Here is an 18,232-nt window from a genome sequence, read left to right as displayed (position 1 = left end):
GCCATAACAGTATTACACGATCGCCACCTCTTTTATTGAAGCCCTAACCAGTAACTATGGTCAATTCAGCCCGTCGAACTCACGTCGGCTTAAAGCGGTCAGCTTCATCAATAATCAACATCTCCACGCCGCAACCTTTAAGAACCCGCAGTGTTCTATCTCGAATTTCTGCCACTGTTCCTTTAGTTACTTGATATTTTAAATGCTCCATAATTACCCCAAAGAATTCTTTAGCACCACACTCCTAGGGAATTTGGATATAAGCTACAGGTACAGTTGGGGGTTTTCCTGCAACTTGAGAGGGTTTATTCCTAAGTCTATAGGCATCACAACCCATTGTTTTTCCCGTTCTCGACTCACCTACAACACGCCCAGATTGTCTTGATTGGCGCTTTCCTTCCAACCAATCATGAAGAATTTGCACTTGTTCAAGCGGGACAAAACCTTTACGATTTAATCGTTGAATCTCCGCCTGTAATTTTTCACTATTAACGGGAATATCACCCAATTGTTGGGCGATTGCTTGCGCTTCTTGTAAAGTCATTTTCTAAAATCCGTAATCTTCACGCATTTGTTCGTAATCAAAAACTTCCGGCATCTCTGGCTCAGGTTCGCTATCAATAGATACCGCTTCTACTGATGACTCTGACTCAACAGGTATAAGTTGTTTAGATTTTTTGACCTCAGCCTGTTCTACTTTCTGACGCTCTTTTTTAGTTTTCTTTTGAGTTTGGAATGTTTCGCGTTCTCTAACTTCAGCCAAAATTGAGCGATTGCTCACAGCCTTACCCGCTTCTCTGACCTTACGGCTACTAGCTTTTGCTTCATCTAGAGATAGTTCCTCTGTCTCCAAATCTTGAGCATAAGCACGAGCAATAAATACTTCTTTATCCCCTTCTATGCGATAAACCAAAACCGTTGTGATGTCTCTGGGGTCATATCGCAACACAACACTTTCCCCCGCATAACCCGCTAAGAGTTCACCTCTATACATCAAGTTTTCAAATTGCAGATATCCCCCGCGTTGAATTTGTCGCCGTGTTTGCTTCATTAAGCAAATATCCAAATCCCTCTCGGAAAGTAAATCGGGTGCAGCAATTAAACCAGATTCCCAGCGTTTAAATCTTGTCTGGTCGCCCATTCGAGCATCAAGTCGCTGGTTATAGTTATCAACGATGTAACGCACCAACATTTGCTCTAACTGCCGCAACGTTAAGCAAGCTTCTTTCTCCGCTTCCTCTGGTCGCTCTTGAACGTTTGAACCTGTATATCCTTGTAAAGTTGAGAATAATTCTGTATTTAGAGTTTTAAACGGGCGCTCAACACTACCACCTTCAGATGGGCGATCGCGCAAATGACAAACAAACCCTAACTGCACTCCTATTTGCTGCAAATGGTTGGAACGAAAATCTTTACCCCCATCTGTATAAAAGTGTTGCGGTAAACCAGAAGTACCCCATTGTTCATTAAGCCCATATTCTGAACCATATTGCTTGGGCAAAATTGCATGACGTAACGCTAAAGCTACAACTTGAGAACTTGGTGCATCGTAGCCCAAGTTAATCCCCATAATGCAACGCGAATAGCTATCAATAACCGTTGTTAACCAAGGACGACTTAGAATTTTGCCATGCTGGTCTACTAATAAAACATCAACAAGGGTGTGGTCGCACTGCCAAACTTGGTTACTGTGTTCTATTTGTAAATCTTTTCCATCACGGGTTTGAACTGATAGCCGCGAACCACCCCAACCCGGACTACGAATACTTTTAGCTTGCTCAATTTTATCTATTAACGGTTGCAAAATCCGGTAAACCGTCATGTGGGAAGGAGGCTTAACTCCCAGTTCGTCTGCTCTCGCCTTCACTCTAATAAATACCTGCTGGCGAGTCATCCTTTTACTTCCCTTATTACCCTCCTTATAAGTTTTCAATACAAACTCTTGCCAGTCTTCATCAACTCGATGCTTCCCTTTATCCATCCGTTGATTCTGCGCCAGTCCAGCCAAACCTTCCTGTTCCCATTTATCTACCAGCCGTCGCACTGTACGTACTGATTTACCAAGCTTTTCTGCCGCTTCCTTGAGCTTTTGAGTATATGTAGTGCGATCGCTATTGTCTAAAAGATTTTGAATCACCTCCATTTTCAGCAAAGCTTCATCTGAAAGTTTAGAAACAATAACGTTTGCTTCAGCAAGATTGTTATTAACATCTGCGGAGCTTGCCCAACTTGTAGAAGATTCTGTATTTTGCATACTATGTTTTATTAAAACATAGTTGTACTATACTAGTTTGGTGACAAATAATTTGTTAATTTATGCAAAACCATATTTTTCAGGTTTCTGGGAAGTGACAATTAAAATGCGAAATTTCAGCTATTTGACATCTAGTTTGTTAATACTGACTTGGAGGGGTATTAGGGTCTTCAATAGCAAAACTCCTGATATAATCCTTGCTATATCAGGGGTTTAGGTATTTTTAATTTTATGACAATATTTTGTTAAATTGACAAATAATTAGTTAATGTACAGTAATATCGTCAATTAACTAATTATTTGTCTGTGCTGACCCAATACTTTTCGGTTAAACCCAATAATGTCTCTTTTGGTCTGGGGAAAGGTTAAAGGGTAATGGGGAAAGGGAAATTCAAACCCTTTCCCTTTCCCCTTTCCCCCTTAACCCGAAAAGTATTGCGTGCTGACCAATTAATGATTCTGATAGCAAGTTTAATTTATCAAAATAGCAATATTGGCGTCAGTCGTCAGAATTGAGTTTCATGGAGCGATCGCTTAAACCTGTAAAGTTAGAACTGAAAGGTGCGTTAGCGTAGCTTTCCGCAGGTATCGCTTTTTCATCATTTTTTGATATTTCCTTAGAAAGCTACTTCAGTCCGCCCACAAAGTAGCACACATAAAGCTTTCTCGCTGTCAAGCTTAGGCTATTGTATTATATAAACCCAACCAATGTACTACAACTGGATATGGATATCATGAAACATCGATTTTGGGCAAGTTATCTACTTGCTGCTTTAGCATTTCTGCCCTTAGAAACTGTAAGTATGACTCAGGTCTTAGCAACAGAATCAGTTTATCAACTGGCACAATCTAAAGCTGCTTATACTCAATATATGCAACTTGGTTATAATGAAACCAAACGAAGAAACTATCGAAAAGCTTTAGGATATTTTCAGCAAGCAGAACGATTACGTCCTGGAGATAGGTATGCCACTGCTGCAATTAGAAATGTTACAAGTTACATTCAACGTGGCAGTAGCAGAAATCGTATCGCCTTCGTCCCTGGTAAACCTGGTAGAGTGAGATCGGCAGGAACACGGGGAAGTTGCTTTAAAAAAATTGAAGAATCTATCATTCCTCTGACACCGACAGATGAGGAAGCTCAACGAACTACAGCAGAACATCCTACATTTTTCTTCTACATTCCTCAAACTTCTGCAACACTACAAGCACTAAAATTTGTTTTGCGGGATGATAAGAGTATTGACCCATTGTATAAAGCAACTTTCAAACCTATTGGACAAAATGGTATTGTTAGTGTGACTGTACCTACCGATCAGTCATCTCTCCAAATCGGCAAAGAATATAGTTGGGTTTTTTCAATGAGTTGCGATCCTCTTAACCCCGATAAAGACTCATATGTAGAAGGTACAATAGTGCGATCGCAAGACGAAAATCTATCCCTTCAGCTACAACAACCAAACACAGACTTAGATCGGGCAGTTTTGTTTGCCACCGCTGGATTTTGGGAAGATGCTCTGAGAACTTTAGCTATTTTAAGGCGTCAACGTCCTAACGATCCCGAAGTGGAGAAATATTGGGAAGATTTGTTAAATTCAGTAGACATTAAACAAGTTGCAAACAAGCCTTTGTTACCCTGTTGTACTGTTCAGAAATAAATTAACCATTACTAAAAAATCCGGTTTTGATGTAAAAGCTGGGTTTTTTAACCTTCAATTTGCGATCGATATCGCTCTTCCATCACTCTTGGAGATGCTACACGAACAAAGACAAGTTTACTATTTTGGTGAAAAAGTCTCAGACTAATAAGTTTGGTGTAGTTACCATAGCAGTTGGAGACTGTTGACGTATCCGCTGCCCTGTAATTACTATCTTGACACCATTTCCAGGTCCAACCACAACACCTCTACGTTTAGGTTTCTCTGGGTGTTGATCTGCCAGTACCATTTGATACTTAGAGATTATTGTTGCTAATACTAACTTTATTTCTAATGTAGCTAAAGCCTGACCAATACAACCACGGGCGCCACCACCAAAGGGCAGAAATTCATAGGGAGAAAATTGCCGTTCTAGAAAGCGCTCTGGTTTAAACTCCTTAGGTTGCGGATATAAATCTGGACGTTGATGAGCAAGATAAATACAGCCAATAACTTTTGTACCAGGTTCTAACTGATGTCCTAGTATTTCAACTGGTTCTTGCACAACCCTGGGAAGTGTCATTATCCCTATAGGATAAATCCGCATAGTTTCATTACAGACAGCCGTGAGATAAGGTAACTGGAAAATTTTCATGGGGTCTGGAGAATCACCCAAGCTATCGAGTTCGTCGAGAACTCTTTCATAGACTTTTGGCTTTTTGAGAATCCAATATAATCCCCAAGCAATTGCTGTTGCTGTAGTTTCATGCCCGGAAACCATTAAGTTAATCAATTCATCGCGCAACTCCGGATCTGTCATTCCTTCAGCAGTTGCATCCTTTGCTGACATCAGCAAGGAAAGAAGATCAATCCGATCTGGAAGAAGATTCTGCCGACGTTCAGCAATTTCTGCATAAAGCAATTCATCAACTTGCTCTCTTAAGCGTAGAAATTTTCCCCAAGGTGTCAAAGATCCTAAATCCTGTTGCAGGAAGCGAAAAAACAGAAAGCTAGAAATCAATGGAGATCGAAACAACTCCATAACTAAGTTTGGTATTAAATACTTGAGTTGTTGACAACGTTCTCCTTCATAAAAACCAAAAACAGCCTGTAATATAACTTGCAAGGAAATTTCTTGCATTGCAGAATGTGCAGACAAGGGCTTGTTTAAGGGTAACGGACTAAAGATATTTTCTGTCAGATGAATAATTAGCTGACCATAAGCCCGCATCCGTTCTCCATGAAAACAGGGCATCAACAATTGTCGTCGCTGTTTATGATACTCACCATCCAACATCATTAGTGAATGGTCACCTACTATGGGTTGCAAAATTCCATTCTCTTTACTGGAGGCTACAAACTTCTTTTTATCGTTGGTTAAAATTTCTTTTATTGCTTGGGGATCATTTATGAATACCAAGGTATCGCCGAAACCAATCACTTCACCAGTGAAAATATCAGGATATTTTTGGACGGCGCTTTCCATATACTTAACAGGATCAATAATCCATTGAAGCTTTTGTAAAATAGAGGGAGTTTTCAGACGATTAGGTAGTTGCATTTAATGTTATCCAGAAATTTTGCTAAATGTTTTGTTTCTTTCTTTTGAAGTATTACTAGTAGTTCGCCAAGGAAACTTGGCGGGGTAAAGGGTAAGGGGAAAAGGGAAAAGGTTTTAATTCCTTCCCCCGACCCCAGTCCCCTTTTCCCGGTCCAAACCTAGCAATTTTGGGTTGGCAGACTACTAGTACTAAGAGAGTAAGGTTACAAAATCAAGATTGCACTAACTAGGGTTAGACAAAACCAGTAGGTAAATAGCATATAAGTGTGATGATCTGACTGTGGAGAACGATAAAAGATAATACGTACTGCAACTGTCAAACTCAAAACGGCAAGACCAATATCACACAGTAATACTTTTACTGTTGTTCCTACAGGCATCATTAATAATAGATGAGTAGCAAATGGCAATAATCCAAAGCCTAAACTCAGTATTACTCGACTTGCAGTTTCTCCAAAAGCAATTGGCATTGTGTTTCGACCAATAGCGCGATCGCCTTCAATATCTCGGAGATCCTGAACAGCGGATATAGTTAGCCACACACCAGCCAACATTAATATCCAACGCCATGCAATAGGAGACAGAGGCGCTACTAATTGGAAAGCGGCTGCAAGTTGAGCAACTGTGCCGAATCCCATGATTATATTTTTGCTAATCCAGTGCTTGTCCCAACTGCCAAAGTTATTCAGAATAATGCAGATTTCCCAGAGTAATGCCCACTCTAAAACTCCAAACCACCATCCTACAAGCGAAAATGCAATCATGCTTAAAACCCACCTGATAAAAGCTCCACGAGGAGAAACAAGTCCTATAACAAGGGGGCGATTAGGTTTATTAAGCTTATCCTCTTCTATGCCAATAATTTGGTTGGCGATACAAAAGGATAAAAGATACAACCAAAAATAAATAATGCCGCGGCCGATTTGCAAAGGTAATTCATTTAAAGAGAATAAGTTAACTTTACAAGCAGCTAGTAAAAATAGTAATCCAGGTATCAAAGCGCTTGAAGAATCACGCCAGATGAATTGCCACATTATAAATACTTCGTGCAGCAAACGATCGTAAATGTGGATTAGTACAAATAGTCTTGAAGTTAAGGCTTTTGTTGGTGTATTCATCAACTATATTTCTCGACTTAAACTTAAAGTAGTGTTAATTGTAAGTAGGGTCTCTAGGATTTTTAAGTATGATTGATTAGAGATAGATTTCTTCTAACTAACAAATGCTTATTGATACCAATTCTCTGTGAATTTGCACATTATGTTAACCTCTCCCAAATTCCCCACGAGTTCGAGGAGATGTATCAGACTATGGGTTATTGGTATGTATGCATATTCATACAGAATTGGTATTAAGACATATATGATTAATCAAAATGTCTAGTGGGAAAATGATGAATGATAGGAGAATAAATCTGCCATATTGAGGCTAAAACTTCAAAGCTTAACCTTTTCAGACATAATTATTTAAACAAGCGATCGTCTTTTCTAAGCACCTGAATTACATCCTAATTTTTTTGTACCATGTTTAATAGCTTTGAAAACATACCTCACTAGATCAATAACTGCTGTCTTGTCTAAATTTAATAGCGATGATTGTGTTACTTAACAAGCAGCTGTTTGGCATTAAGCCTATCTATTTAATATTATTAATTTTTTTCAAAAAAAATATCCGTAATTACTCATAATTATTACTTTACAAGTAAAATATCTATAAGGTAATATATATTACATTGTTGTTTTGTGAAATTACTTATTGGTTACTAAATTTTAGATTATTCTTCTTAGATGGATAAATAGCCTGGAAATGAATATTTAGAGATAAATAAAATTTTTGGTGTTAAATAATGAACGAGTAAAATTAACCCATATGTGGATAGGCTCGCAATTTCGGAAAAATTCTGAAACTTTTACTATTCTGTTCTGTGCTTTTATAAGGACTTATAAAATAAATAAAATAGGAGTTTTCTTAAATAAATTTCTGTGCTTTTTTTGTTCATTCTCAATCAATATTAGCGATCGCAAATTCCAGGAAGTATACGTAGCAAAATGGCATAGCAATCAAGTGTTTAAGGTTGATTACACTTTAAATTAGATCGATCGGTTCATACCGCATTTTTGTGTTTCCATCCCCTTGAGGAGAAGTAGTTAGGGAAAATTGAGAAACTAATCTGCCTTCTGAAAGCAACTAATTCTGTGCCATTGGATACTTGAGACTGTCACAATGTAAGAATATACTTTAAGTCATAATCTACCAGTGAATTCCCCTACCAACGTCTCCGTACAAACTCAAAATCGCAAAGCCGATCACATTCGCATCTGCCTAGAAGAAGATGTTCAATGTCACGAAGTCACCAATGGAATGGAACGCTATCGTTTCACTCATTGTTGCTTACCCGAAATAGACCACAGCGACATTGATATCAGTACGACTTTCTTAGGTAAAGACCTCGGCGCACCTTTGTTAATTTCTTCGATGACGGGAGGAACCGAACAAGCAGGAATCATTAACCAACGTTTAGCCGAAGTTGCCCAATACTATAGAATTGCAATGGGTGTCGGTTCACAGCGAGTAGCAGTAGAAAAACCCCAGGTAGCTGATACTTTTGCTGTCCGCAAGTATGCCCCCGATGTTTTGCTATTTGCCAACTTGGGCGCTGTGCAACTTAACTATAAATACGGGTTAGATGAATGTTTGCGGGTAGTTGATATTCTAGAGGCTGATGCATTGATTTTACACATTAACCCTCTACAAGAATGCATTCAACCTAAAGGTGATACTAATTTTAAGGGATTAATTGACAAGATTGCAAAACTATGTTTTAAAATGCCAGTGCCAGTAATTGCCAAAGAAGTGGGTAATGGCATTTCAGCGGCGATCGCCAAGAAACTCATAGAAGCTGGAATCAGTGCCATTGATGTCGCTGGTGCCGGTGGTACTTCCTGGGCGAAAGTAGAAAGCGAACGAGCAGAAAATGCCTTGCAACGTCGCTTAGGAAAGACATTTGCCGATTGGGGTTTACCAACAGCAGAGTGCATTAGAAGTATTCGAGCGATCGCCCCAGATGTGCCCTTAATTGCCTCAGGAGGCTTGCGTCATGGACTCGATGCAGCTGTAGCGATCGCTTTAGGAGCAGATATCGCTGGTTTCGCAATGCCCTTCCTGAAAGCAGCAGCAGTATCAGAGACAGCAGTTGCAGAACTGGCACAAGTGCTGATTGCGGAAATCACCACAGTATTATTTTGCACTGGCAACACCACTTTGTATCAGTTAAAGCACTCTGATAGTTTACAGCGCATAGAATAAATTAAGTAGGTCATTAGTCATTTGTTCTTTATCATTTCTGAATGACCACTGACCAATACTTCGGCTTCGCTCAGTACAAGTGCCCCATGCCCAATGAATAACTTTATTAAACAGTCTTGTTGAATGCTTGTACTGCAAGCTCTTGAGCATTTTCTTTCTTCGTCGCTACTCAAATGCTACTCATTTAGCTTCCAGATGACTTTACCAAATCTTTAAAACCCTGCTTGCCGAGTCGAACGGCTACCACATTCCCTTGACGGGCGAGGACAGCTACCCGCTGATATTTTTCCACTGGATGCAGGGCGATCGTATTGTCGAGCAGCTATTAGAATTAATAGAGACAATTTTGGTTTACAAGTTTCCAATTATGAGCCGAAAGGAGATTGAAGGAATGTTTTAGTTAAGTGATTTAAAGCAGACGCGAGTTTATCAAGAAGGCAAGGAAGATGGAGAGCGTCAAGAAAAATTTAGAATGATTCCTTTGTTGTTGATATTGGGATTGAGTTTTGAAGAAACAGCCAAAGAGCTAGGTTTGAGTTTAGAGGAGGTTCAGTAAGAAATCCAAAAACAGCATTCCAGTCAGGATATTTAACCTAAAAATAGCATTTATCGCAAATACTCTCAATATTCCGGCTATTTTACATTCCGACAATTTTTAATTTTTTATATGATTTACCTCTCTCCAATTCTCCAAGCTAGACTTTCCCACCCCTTAAAAATTGGCTCCTTAGAGGTAAAAAGCCGGGTTCTTCAGTCCCCTCTATCTGGGGTAACAGATTTGGTATTTCGCCGCTTGGTGCGTCGCTATGCGCCAGATTCTATGATGTATACCGAAATGGTAAATGCTACTGGGTTGCATTATGTTAAACAGTTGCCCAAAATCATGGAGGTAGATCCCAACGAACGCCCAATTAGCATTCAATTATTTGATTGTCGTCCAGATTTTCTCGCAGAAGCAGCTATCAAGGCAGTTGCAGAAGGTGCTGATACTGTTGATATTAATATGGGTTGTCCGGTAAATAAAATCACTAAAAATGGTGGGGGTTCTTCGTTGTTGCGGCAACCGGAAGTAGCAGAAGCTATTGTGCGAGAAGTTGTGAAAGCTGTTGATGTACCTGTGACAGTGAAAACCCGTATTGGCTGGAATGACAAAGAAATTACCATTCTTGATTTTGCTAAACGGATGGAAGATGCTGGGGCAAAAATGATTACGGTACACGGACGCACCCGCGCTCAAGGATACAATGGCAATGCTCGTTGGGAATGGATTGCCCGTGTAAAAGAAGTACTTTCGATTCCAGTGATTGGGAATGGGGATATTTTTTCTATTGCAGCAGCAGTGAAATGCTTAGAAGAAACTGGCGCTGATGGTGTGATGTGTTCTCGTGGAACTTTGGGTTATCCGTTTTTGGTAGGAGAAATCGATCGCTTCTTAAAAACTGGGGAAATATTACCACCACCAACACCAATTCAACGGTTGGAATGTGCCAGAGATCATTTACAAGCTTTATGGGAGTATAAAGGCGATCGCGGTGTTCGTCAAGCCCGTAAGCACATGACTTGGTATGCTAAGGGTTTCGTTGGCGCTGCCGAACTCCGAGGACAATTAAGTGTAGTTGAAACGGTAGATCAAGGTTTAGCAATGCTTGACCAAGCGATCGCTAAATTGGCTAATGGTTATGAATTAGAAGAAGAAACTCAAGACAATTTGGTAATGATTTAGAAATGAATATTACCAAAATTTCGTTTATTACTCTATACATTCTATATTTAACTAATCAAAGTGGAGGCTTCCAATGTTAGTTTCCAAACATAACGATATTGTCTCTATCCCTGAAATCTACTCTTTAGAAGATTTCATGGCAAATCCTCCAGACGGGATGGAATGGGTAGACGGACAACTGGTAGAAAAAACAGGAATGACATTAAAACATAGTGAAATTGAAGTTAATCTAAGCTTTTATTGGAGAAGTTACATCAACTGCAATCAAGTAGGTGGTAAAGTTTACACTGAAGTACCTTGTCGTACATATAAACAGGGGCGTCGTCCTGATGTGGCATATCTGACACCGGATTTGGTTACTCAATTTGGCAATGTTCCGACTTTACCACAAAGTTTTCCGTTAATTGCAGAGATAGTTTCACTCACAGATTTAGCTGAAGAAGTATTTTTAAAAGCACAGGAATATTTGCAGTCTGGTTGTGAGGAAGTTTGGCTAGTATTTCCTGAGAGTCGCTTAGTTTTTATAATCACTGATAATCAAGTTTTGGGGTTCAAAGCTGGTGATGTAGTTAGCACTCAAAAAGTATTATTGGGTTTTAGTGTAGCGGTAGACGAATTATTAGCTTAACAATTTTATATTTTAAATTGACTTATGCATTATTCTTTTGGTTATGAAAGTTTCAAACTCTAATAGGGATTTTGTTTAATTGCAATGCAAACCTTCTTCACCAAAAGAAATCAAGTCAAGGTTTCAATCCCTAATAGGGATTTTGTTTAATTGCAATACAAGGGTTAATGATAAGGGTGAATTCATCACTGATGTTTCAATCCCTAATAGGGATTTTGTTTAATTGCAATGCAAGTGCGATCGCTTTTTATTAGCTTTGGTCACGTTGTTTCAATCCCTAATAGGGATTTTGTTTAATTGCAATGCCTTGCCGATCGCCAAGTGATGATGGTCGGTTCTGGTTTCAATCCCTAATAGGGATTTTGTTTAATTGCAATTTTAGGGTGTTTCCGCGCCGGGGCTGCTTGGCAATGTTTCAATCCCTAATAGGGATTTTGTTTAATTGCAATATCTTCGCAGTTGAGAGTGCTGCCAGTGCCCGCAAGTTTCAATCCCTAATAGGGATTTTGTTTAATTGCAATATGAGCTTGAAGTTGATTACACAGATGCCCAGAGTGTTTCAATCCCTAATAGGGATTTTGTTTAATTGCAATATTTAGGAATTCTTTGGGAGCTAGGAATGTTATTCGTTTCAATCCCTAATAGGGATTTTGTTTAATTGCAATCAAGCGATCGCTCTAGCATACAACTTCGCTCCGCAGTAGGGTTTCAATCCCTAATAGGGATTTTGTTTAATTGCAATGGGACGAAGTTAGCGATCGCATTTCGGACGGTATCTGTTTCAATCCCTAATAGGGATTTTGTTTAATTGCAATTTTGATTCGTGGCAGTACAGAAGCGGATAGCGTTGTTTCAATCCCTAATAGGGATTTTGTTTAATTGCAATAGTAGTTACCGCACCAGCAAGAGTACCCAAAGACGTGTTTCAATCCCTAATAGGGATTTTGTTTAATTGCAATACCAAATCGCCGCATCCATTGAAGAGTTTACTTTTCTTGTTTCAATCCCTAATAGGGATTTTGTTTAATTGCAATTCTTTTTTGATAACTAAATCGTACTCTTTTGGATGTTTCAATCCCTAATAGGGATTTTGTTTAATTGCAATTGCGTCTCTTTCAGGACTTTGAGCGTATCTTCTTGTTTCAATCCCTAATAGGGATTTTGTTTAATTGCAATAGCCAAATTCATAGCCATCTTTGGCATTACCAAAACGTTTCAATCCCTAATAGGGATTTTGTTTAATTGCAATAATGCTAGCAAAGGTCATAGCATGATTATATCTGATGTTTCAATCCCTAATAGGGATTTTGTTTAATTGCAATGCAAGCCCAAGCAGTTGCGATCGCAGAATTAGAGTTATCATTTGTTTCAATCCCTAATAGGGATTTTGTTTAATTGCAATCTTCGACCATCCCTGCTTCTATGCCACCACCACCAGCAAAAAGGTTTCAATCCCTAATAGGGATTTTGTTTAATTGCAATATCGCACATCCACGCAATTGCATATCCCGAATCATGGGCCAGCAAAAAGGTTTCAATCCCTAATAGGGATTTTGTTTAATTGCAATCCCAATTTAGTCAGGCTATCAGAGAAAGAGCTTTGCCTGTTTCAATCCCTAATAGGGATTTTGTTTAATTGCAATCCGCGTCATCTAGTTGTGGGCGATGTTCATAAAAGTTTCAATCCCTAATAGGGATTTTGTTTAATTGCAATTCAATCATCAATTTTGATTTTACTTAAAAATAATTTTCCTGTTTCAATCCCTAATAGGGATTTTGTTTAATTGCAATAGAAAGTGCGTATTTGTGTCCAACAACCAAACTAGGTTTCAATCCCTAATAGGGATTTTGTTTAATTGCAATAAGGGCAAGGCTCACCAACGAACGGGAAGCACTCGTTTCAATCCCTAATAGGGATTTTGTTTAATTGCAATATTGTAAGGGTCATTTTGAAGTAAAGCACGTTGTTTGTTTCAATCCCTAATAGGGATTTTGTTTAATTGCAATCGGCGTTTCCAACATGAAACAGTCTTAGATTTTGTAACGTTTCAATCCCTAATAGGGATTTTGTTTAATTGCAATATGCGATCGCAGAGGCAATTCCCACTACAACTTGCGTTTCAATCCCTAATAGGGATTTTGTTTAATTGCAATCTGATGCAACTCCTACGCCAACTCCTACCGTTGCTCCTACTGTTTCAATCCCTAATAGGGATTTTGTTTAATTGCAATTGGAAACCCATAATGCAAAATACAAACTGGGAAATGTTTCAATCCCTAATAGGGATTTTGTTTAATTGCAATACTATTAGAAGACTACCGAGATTTTGTACATCTCAGTTTCAATCCCTAATAGGGATTTTGTTTAATTGCAATTAGAAGTGCCTACTTCAGCAGAAGTAGTGCCAGAAATGTTTCAATCCCTAATAGGGATTTTGTTTAATTGCAATTTTATTGGTAATGTATTTTTTTTGAAGTTTCGTTTCAATCCCTAATAGGGATTTTGTTTAATTGCAATTAACACCATATCAAGCAGCAATCAATGCTGCTACTGAAGTTTCAATCCCTAATAGGGATTTTGTTTAATTGCAATTATCTGGAAATATTGGCGAAATAAACAAAGCATTAGTTTCAATCCCTAATAGGGATTTTGTTTAATTGCAATTTTTGGGTAGAGGAGCGACCTTTGTCATTGGGTTTCAATCCCTAATAGGGATTTTGTTTAATTGCAATTTCGTTGTAATCGTTTCTGAAAAGCGATTGCCTTCCTGTTTCAATCCCTAATAGGGATTTTGTTTAATTGCAATACGATTTTGAATGAAGATGAAGTTATTAAAAAAGGTTTCAATCCCTAATAGGGATTTTGTTTAATTGCAATGTCAATGCGTCGCGACGGCGGGTAAATCTCATCAACTTCATCCGTTTCAATCCCTAATAGGGATTTTGTTTAATTGCAATGGTACATGGAAAGTCAAAGCAGAGAATCTCAAACGTTTCAATCCCTAATAGGGATTTTGTTTAATTGCAATCTTACGAGTTCAGTAAGGACAATGGCGATATCGTGCTATTCGTTTCAATCCCTAATAGGGATTTTGTTTAATTGCAATCCTCAGGAATGCTATATTTTAGTAGCACTTCTAGTGTTTCAATCCCTAATAGGGATTTTGTTTAATTGCAATAGCTGGCGTCTGAAAGCCTTTTTGTATTTGGTTTTCAAGGTTCAGTTGCGCGAATGGGTCGATGATAACACAGGGAATAGTCATAGCACAAGATGCAAATCGCTGAAAAGCAGTCTCCATAAGGTGCGCGGATGGTTTAAAAGTGCGATCGCCCTCAAAGTCTTGTCTAGATTGAGCTTGCAGCCTTTTTTGATCGTGCTTATTTTGTACACCTACCCATCCGCGCATTTTGCAAGAAAATTTAGTCTGATTAGCGATAACTAACTCTATTAGAATAAGCGATCGCCTTAATTTACCAAATCAGGGAAGACCTCTTGCACAGCAGGATGTACTAAACGATGATTCTGGACATTCACACCTTTAGCTAAGGCTGGGTTAACTTCCAGTGCCTTAATACCCAAGTTTGCCAACTGGACAACATAAGGTAATGTACTGTTATTGAGTGCCTGGGTTGCTGTCCAAGGTACTGCGCCAGGCATATTGGGAACACCATAATGCACCACACCCTCTTCAACGTATACCGGATTTGTGTGGGATGTGGGGTGTAAAGTTTCTATGCAACCGCCTTGATCCACTGCAACATCAACTATTACCGTACCAGGACGCATTTGTTTAACCAATTCGCGGGATACTAATATTGGCGCTCTGCGTCCCAGTACTAACACTGCACCAATAAGCAAGTCTGCTTCTTTGACTGCGGCTTCAATATGAGCTGAGTTGCTGTAAAGGAATTCGACTCTAGAGCCAAATAATGTTTCTAAATAAGATAACCGCTCCACACTCACATCTAAAATCTGGACGCTAGCACCCATACCCACAGCAATTTTAGCTGCTTCTGTGCCGACAACCCCGCCACCAAGAATTACTACTTTACCTGGCTTGACTCCAGGTACACCACCCAAAAGCACACCTCTACCACCTTGCTGACGTTCCAGAAATCTCGCCCCAAATTGTACTGCTAGCCGACCGGCAATCACGCTCATGGGGGTGAGCAGTGGTAGTCTGTTAGCGCCTGGTTGTTCTACAGTTTCGTAGGCGATGGCAGTTGTGCCAGAATCAATTAAATGCTCTGTTAATTTGCGATCAGCTGCTAAATGTAAATAAGTGAATAATATCTGTCCTTTCTGCAAAAAATTATACTCAGATGTCAGCGGCTCTTTAACTTTAACAACTAATTCCCGATTCCAGGCTACCTCTGCTGTGGGGACAATCTCTGCTCCAGCACTTGTGTAGTCATCATCTGTGAATCCAGCACCATTACCGGCTTGCGTCTGCACAAAGATACTATGACCGTTTTCCCGCAGCACCCGCACACTAGAAGGACTTAAACCTACCCGAAACTCTTGATCCTTATTTTCCTTAGGAACGCCGATTTCCATATACCGCCTCTAATAATTTTTTTTGTTTAACTGTAGCTTGCCAATCTCAAGCTTGCTACCGATCTATTGCGGATAGCTGTATTAGAGATAGCTAATCTGTGTTCTAAGTTTCTTAATTTTCTCTGAGTAGCGCCAAACTCTTACTCTTGACTATTGCCGAAGTATTCATACAATATATAAAGAATAGTAACAATTTATTAAAAGAGCAGTTGTATAGCTCCTTTTTAGGAAGCTTTTGCTGAATTGTCAGGTCATCTTGTGATTCCAGCACTGCAATTAGCTCATATTCAGTCCCGTTTGCCGAAAAGAGGTTTCTAAAAAATGACACAATCACAACCAACAATTACGCCTAAACTAGAAGAGCCTAAGTTTGGCTTTAACGAATATGCTGAGCGCTTGAATGGTCGAGCTGCAATGATTGGCTTCGCCTTAATGGTGGTGATTGAATACGTCACCAATCAAGGGGTGTTATCATGGCTGGGTCTAAAGTAGTGCCACGAAAAAGCACACAAATTATAAGCTAGTATTTAGAGAAGTTTCAACCAGCTGGAACAACCAGTTGGTTTTGACTTTGAATAACTGATAGCAAAGTCCTTATACCAATTTTTTATGAAGCTGCATATAATTCGATCCCCCCTAGCCCCCCTTAAGAAGGGGGGAACCAGAAAAACATCTATTAAAGTCCCCCTTTTTAAGGGGGATTTAGGGGGATCAAGATATGTGCAACTTCACGTTAAATTGGTATTACGCCCTCAATACTTTAATTAGATTTATTTGTAAATTGTTGCCGTAGAATATAACCAAGAGAGGAATGCAAATACCTAATTAGTGATTGAAATATCCTAAACTTACAACTAGCACATGTAACAGGGTTAATGAGTAAACTTCCTCCCCGACTAAACAAAGTCATAATTAAATTAGTTTCTGCCTTGAATAAAAAAGGCAAAATATGGGTGAGGTATTCTTGGTCAATATACATAAAAAGTGAATTGGAACTAATCAAGCTGTGATGAATGCCGTATTACCTCGTTTTTTGAAGTCAACCTACCGAAAAGAACCACTAATTAGTATATTAATTACGATGGGAGTGGTAGATGCCCTAATTGGCGGGTTGGACGATCGCTGGTCGTTGTTCGCTTTTGGTTTGGGAACAGCTGGCATAGCGCTAGGCTGGAAGTTGTGGCGTATCCAACAGCGTCGTCCTCTACCAGAAGAACCTATAGTACAACATTACTTGCCTTCTCGTTCTTCTAGTACGGCTTTACCAATACTGAGCGTTTCTAAGAAAAAACCATCTATTTAGAAAGTGCTGTTAGCGGTAATAGGGTATTTAGCCTCTACTGAATTATGAGTTATGAACGATTGCTCATAACTCTAGAAGATTTATTTGTAATACTTTGTTCTTATACCTATTCAAAAAGTGAGAAAAAATAGTGAGGAGTGAGGGAAGAGGTGGAGGTAATTTTCGCCGTAGGTGTATTATCTTGCCATTTATGGCAGCTGTTGCTTTTTTGATAACTACCTGGGAAGGGTTTTATATTCATCACGCTGAAGCTGCTATTGAAGTAACACCAGACTCCCAAACTACCAATAACTTTGCTAAATTCCAGCTACTGTATACTCTCAAAGGGCATACCGGAACTGTTAAATCCCTTGTTTTCAGTCCAGATAGCAGAATTCTCCTGAGTGGAGGTGCAGACAACGAGGGTATAATTCGCATTTGGAATCCCGCAAACGGCAAAAAGTTGGGGGATATTAGCAAAGCACACAAATCTGCCGTAGAATCTTTAGTCATTTCGCCAGATGGTCAAACCCTGGTGAGTTGTAGTGATGACAATACGATTAACCTCTGGAACCTGAAAAATTATAAATTTACCCGTTCTTTTGTTGGACATACCAGTAACGTATTATCTTTAGCGGTGTCTCCTGATAGTAAAGTTTTGATTAGTGGGGCTTTAGATGGAATTCGCTTATGGGATTTACAACAGCAGCGGCCACTTGGTGCTTTAGTACGCTTTAACAATTTGATTTATTCTGTGGCCATTAGTCCTGATGGACAAACTTTGGCTAGTGGTGACAATAAAGGCGTAATTAAGCTGTGGAATTTGAGTAGTGGTAAATTAATCAGTGAATTTGTCGCTCATACTAATGCTGTTAGCGGTGTCACTTTTACACCAGATGGAGAGACATTAGTTAGTGCCAGCCGCGATCGCACCATTAAAGTGTGGAATGTTAATAGTGGAGAACTACTCCGCACCCTCATAGGACATAATAACTGGGTAAATGCGATCGCCATAAACCCAGACGGACAAACCCTTGCCAGTGCTGGTAGGGATGGGATTAAGTTGTGGAATATAACTTCAGGTGAGTTAATCAATACACTAAATGGACATACAGATTGGGTAAGTGCGATCGCTTTTAGTCCAAATGGTAAAATTCTTGCAAGTGGTGGATTCGATCGAGTAGTAAAGATTTGGGGAATTCCAACAAAGCGTAAATAAAATTTTATCCAAAAACAGGATATTTTCATTTTGAGACTCTGATATAGAGATAGCAAAATGGCTA

General features: G+C 39.2%; 11 protein-coding genes, 2 pseudogenes and 1 CRISPR repeat array. Of the genes and pseudogenes, 8 read left to right on the top strand and 5 right to left on the bottom strand.

Translation table 11 applies throughout. From position 1 onward, the window contains the following. Nucleotides 1-79: 79 nt before the first annotated feature. Together ACFG4S_RS32125 and ACFG4S_RS32120 are read right to left on the bottom strand one after the other, a co-directional pair. A pseudogene (locus ACFG4S_RS32125) lies at nt 80-544 on the bottom strand (TniB family NTP-binding protein). Between the two features lie 3 nt (nt 545-547). After that, a complete protein-coding gene (locus ACFG4S_RS32120; protein WP_392532900.1) occupies nt 548-2,254 on the bottom strand; it encodes a Mu transposase C-terminal domain-containing protein in 1,707 nt (568 codons plus the stop codon). A 734-nt stretch (nt 2,255-2,988) separates the two neighbouring features. Here ACFG4S_RS32120 and ACFG4S_RS32115 point away from each other — a divergent pair. Next, entirely contained in the window at nt 2,989-3,912 is a 924-nt protein-coding gene (locus ACFG4S_RS32115) for a DUF928 domain-containing protein (RefSeq protein WP_392532899.1), read from the top strand. A gap of 139 nt (nt 3,913-4,051) precedes the next feature. Here the strand turns inward: ACFG4S_RS32115 and ACFG4S_RS32110 are convergent, their stop codons facing one another. Next, nucleotides 4,052-5,452 carry a cytochrome P450 gene (locus ACFG4S_RS32110; RefSeq protein ID WP_392532898.1) on the bottom strand — a complete coding sequence of 467 codons (1,401 nt, stop codon included), beginning with the start codon at nt 5,450-5,452 and terminating at the stop codon, nt 4,052-4,054. Between the two features lie 203 nt (nt 5,453-5,655). Then, a complete protein-coding gene (locus tag ACFG4S_RS32105; RefSeq protein ID WP_392532897.1) occupies nt 5,656-6,570 on the bottom strand; it encodes a UbiA family prenyltransferase in 915 nt (304 codons plus the stop codon). A gap of 1,138 nt (nt 6,571-7,708) precedes the next feature. On the opposite strand from ACFG4S_RS32105, the gene fni reads away from it, so the two are divergent. From fni to ACFG4S_RS32085, 4 genes and pseudogenes are all read left to right on the top strand, one after another. Beyond that, nucleotides 7,709-8,758, top strand: coding sequence for a type 2 isopentenyl-diphosphate Delta-isomerase (fni, locus tag ACFG4S_RS32100; RefSeq protein WP_392532896.1), 1,050 nt, complete (start codon nt 7,709-7,711; stop codon nt 8,756-8,758). A gap of 316 nt (nt 8,759-9,074) precedes the next feature. Further along, nucleotides 9,075-9,314 (top strand): annotated as a pseudogene (locus ACFG4S_RS32095) (DUF2887 domain-containing protein); the annotation flags it as partial. Nucleotides 9,315-9,425: 111 nt separating this feature from the next. Then, on the top strand, nt 9,426-10,481 hold the full coding sequence (dusB, locus tag ACFG4S_RS32090) for a tRNA dihydrouridine synthase DusB (protein ID WP_392532895.1): 1,056 nt from the start codon (nt 9,426-9,428) through the stop codon (nt 10,479-10,481). 73 nt (nt 10,482-10,554) lie between these two features. Then, the gene (locus ACFG4S_RS32085; protein ID WP_392532894.1) at nt 10,555-11,109 is read left to right on the top strand and encodes a Uma2 family endonuclease; all 555 of its coding nucleotides are present in this window, start codon (nt 10,555-10,557) and stop codon (nt 11,107-11,109) included. A gap of 49 nt (nt 11,110-11,158) precedes the next feature. Beyond that, nucleotides 11,159-14,288: a CRISPR direct-repeat array (repeat unit 37 nt; unit sequence GTTTCAATCCCTAATAGGGATTTTGTTTAATTGCAAT). A gap of 287 nt (nt 14,289-14,575) precedes the next feature. Here ACFG4S_RS32085 and ald read toward each other — a convergent pair. Further along, nucleotides 14,576-15,667, bottom strand: coding sequence for an alanine dehydrogenase (ald, locus tag ACFG4S_RS32080; protein ID WP_392532893.1), 1,092 nt, complete (start codon nt 15,665-15,667; stop codon nt 14,576-14,578). Between the two features lie 321 nt (nt 15,668-15,988). On the opposite strand from ald, the gene ACFG4S_RS32075 reads away from it, so the two are divergent. The 3 genes from ACFG4S_RS32075 (at nt 15,989) to ACFG4S_RS32065 (ending at nt 18,168) form a co-directional block, all read left to right on the top strand. Next, nucleotides 15,989-16,159, top strand: a complete 171-nt coding sequence (locus ACFG4S_RS32075) for a chlorophyll a/b-binding protein (RefSeq protein ID WP_392532892.1) — start codon at nt 15,989-15,991, stop codon at nt 16,157-16,159. A 517-nt stretch (nt 16,160-16,676) separates the two neighbouring features. Then, a complete protein-coding gene (locus ACFG4S_RS32070; RefSeq protein WP_392536132.1) occupies nt 16,677-16,970 on the top strand; it encodes a hypothetical protein in 294 nt (97 codons plus the stop codon). 130 nt (nt 16,971-17,100) lie between these two features. Then, nucleotides 17,101-18,168 carry a WD40 repeat domain-containing protein gene (locus tag ACFG4S_RS32065; protein WP_392532891.1) on the top strand — a complete coding sequence of 356 codons (1,068 nt, stop codon included), beginning with the start codon at nt 17,101-17,103 and terminating at the stop codon, nt 18,166-18,168. The last annotated feature ends 64 nt before the right edge of the window (nt 18,169-18,232 follow it).

The sequence above is a fragment of the Nostoc sp. C117 genome, assembly GCF_043099735.1.
Classification (GTDB): Bacteria; Cyanobacteriota; Cyanobacteriia; order Cyanobacteriales; family Nostocaceae; genus Nostoc.
The sequence above is the reverse complement of the archived record's forward strand: the minus strand, read 5'-3'. Positions and strand labels throughout refer to the sequence as shown.

What these genes read in the sequence shown, in the direction of transcription:
- ACFG4S_RS32110 (WP_392532898.1), bottom strand. Translation starts at nt 5,452, where the DNA reads ATGCAACTACCTAATCGTCTGAAAACTCCCTCTATTTTACAAAAGCTT.
- ald (WP_392532893.1), bottom strand. Translation starts at nt 15,667, where the DNA reads ATGGAAATCGGCGTTCCTAAGGAAAATAAGGATCAAGAGTTTCGGGTA.
- ACFG4S_RS32115 (WP_392532899.1), top strand. Translation starts at nt 2,989, where the DNA reads ATGAAACATCGATTTTGGGCAAGTTATCTACTTGCTGCTTTAGCATTT.
- ACFG4S_RS32070 (WP_392536132.1), top strand. Translation starts at nt 16,677, where the DNA reads ATGAATGCCGTATTACCTCGTTTTTTGAAGTCAACCTACCGAAAAGAA.
- ACFG4S_RS32120 (WP_392532900.1), bottom strand. Translation starts at nt 2,254, where the DNA reads ATGCAAAATACAGAATCTTCTACAAGTTGGGCAAGCTCCGCAGATGTT.
- ACFG4S_RS32085 (WP_392532894.1), top strand. Translation starts at nt 10,555, where the DNA reads ATGTTAGTTTCCAAACATAACGATATTGTCTCTATCCCTGAAATCTAC.
- ACFG4S_RS32075 (WP_392532892.1), top strand. Translation starts at nt 15,989, where the DNA reads ATGACACAATCACAACCAACAATTACGCCTAAACTAGAAGAGCCTAAG.
- ACFG4S_RS32105 (WP_392532897.1), bottom strand. Translation starts at nt 6,570, where the DNA reads ATGAATACACCAACAAAAGCCTTAACTTCAAGACTATTTGTACTAATC.
- dusB (WP_392532895.1), top strand. Translation starts at nt 9,426, where the DNA reads ATGATTTACCTCTCTCCAATTCTCCAAGCTAGACTTTCCCACCCCTTA.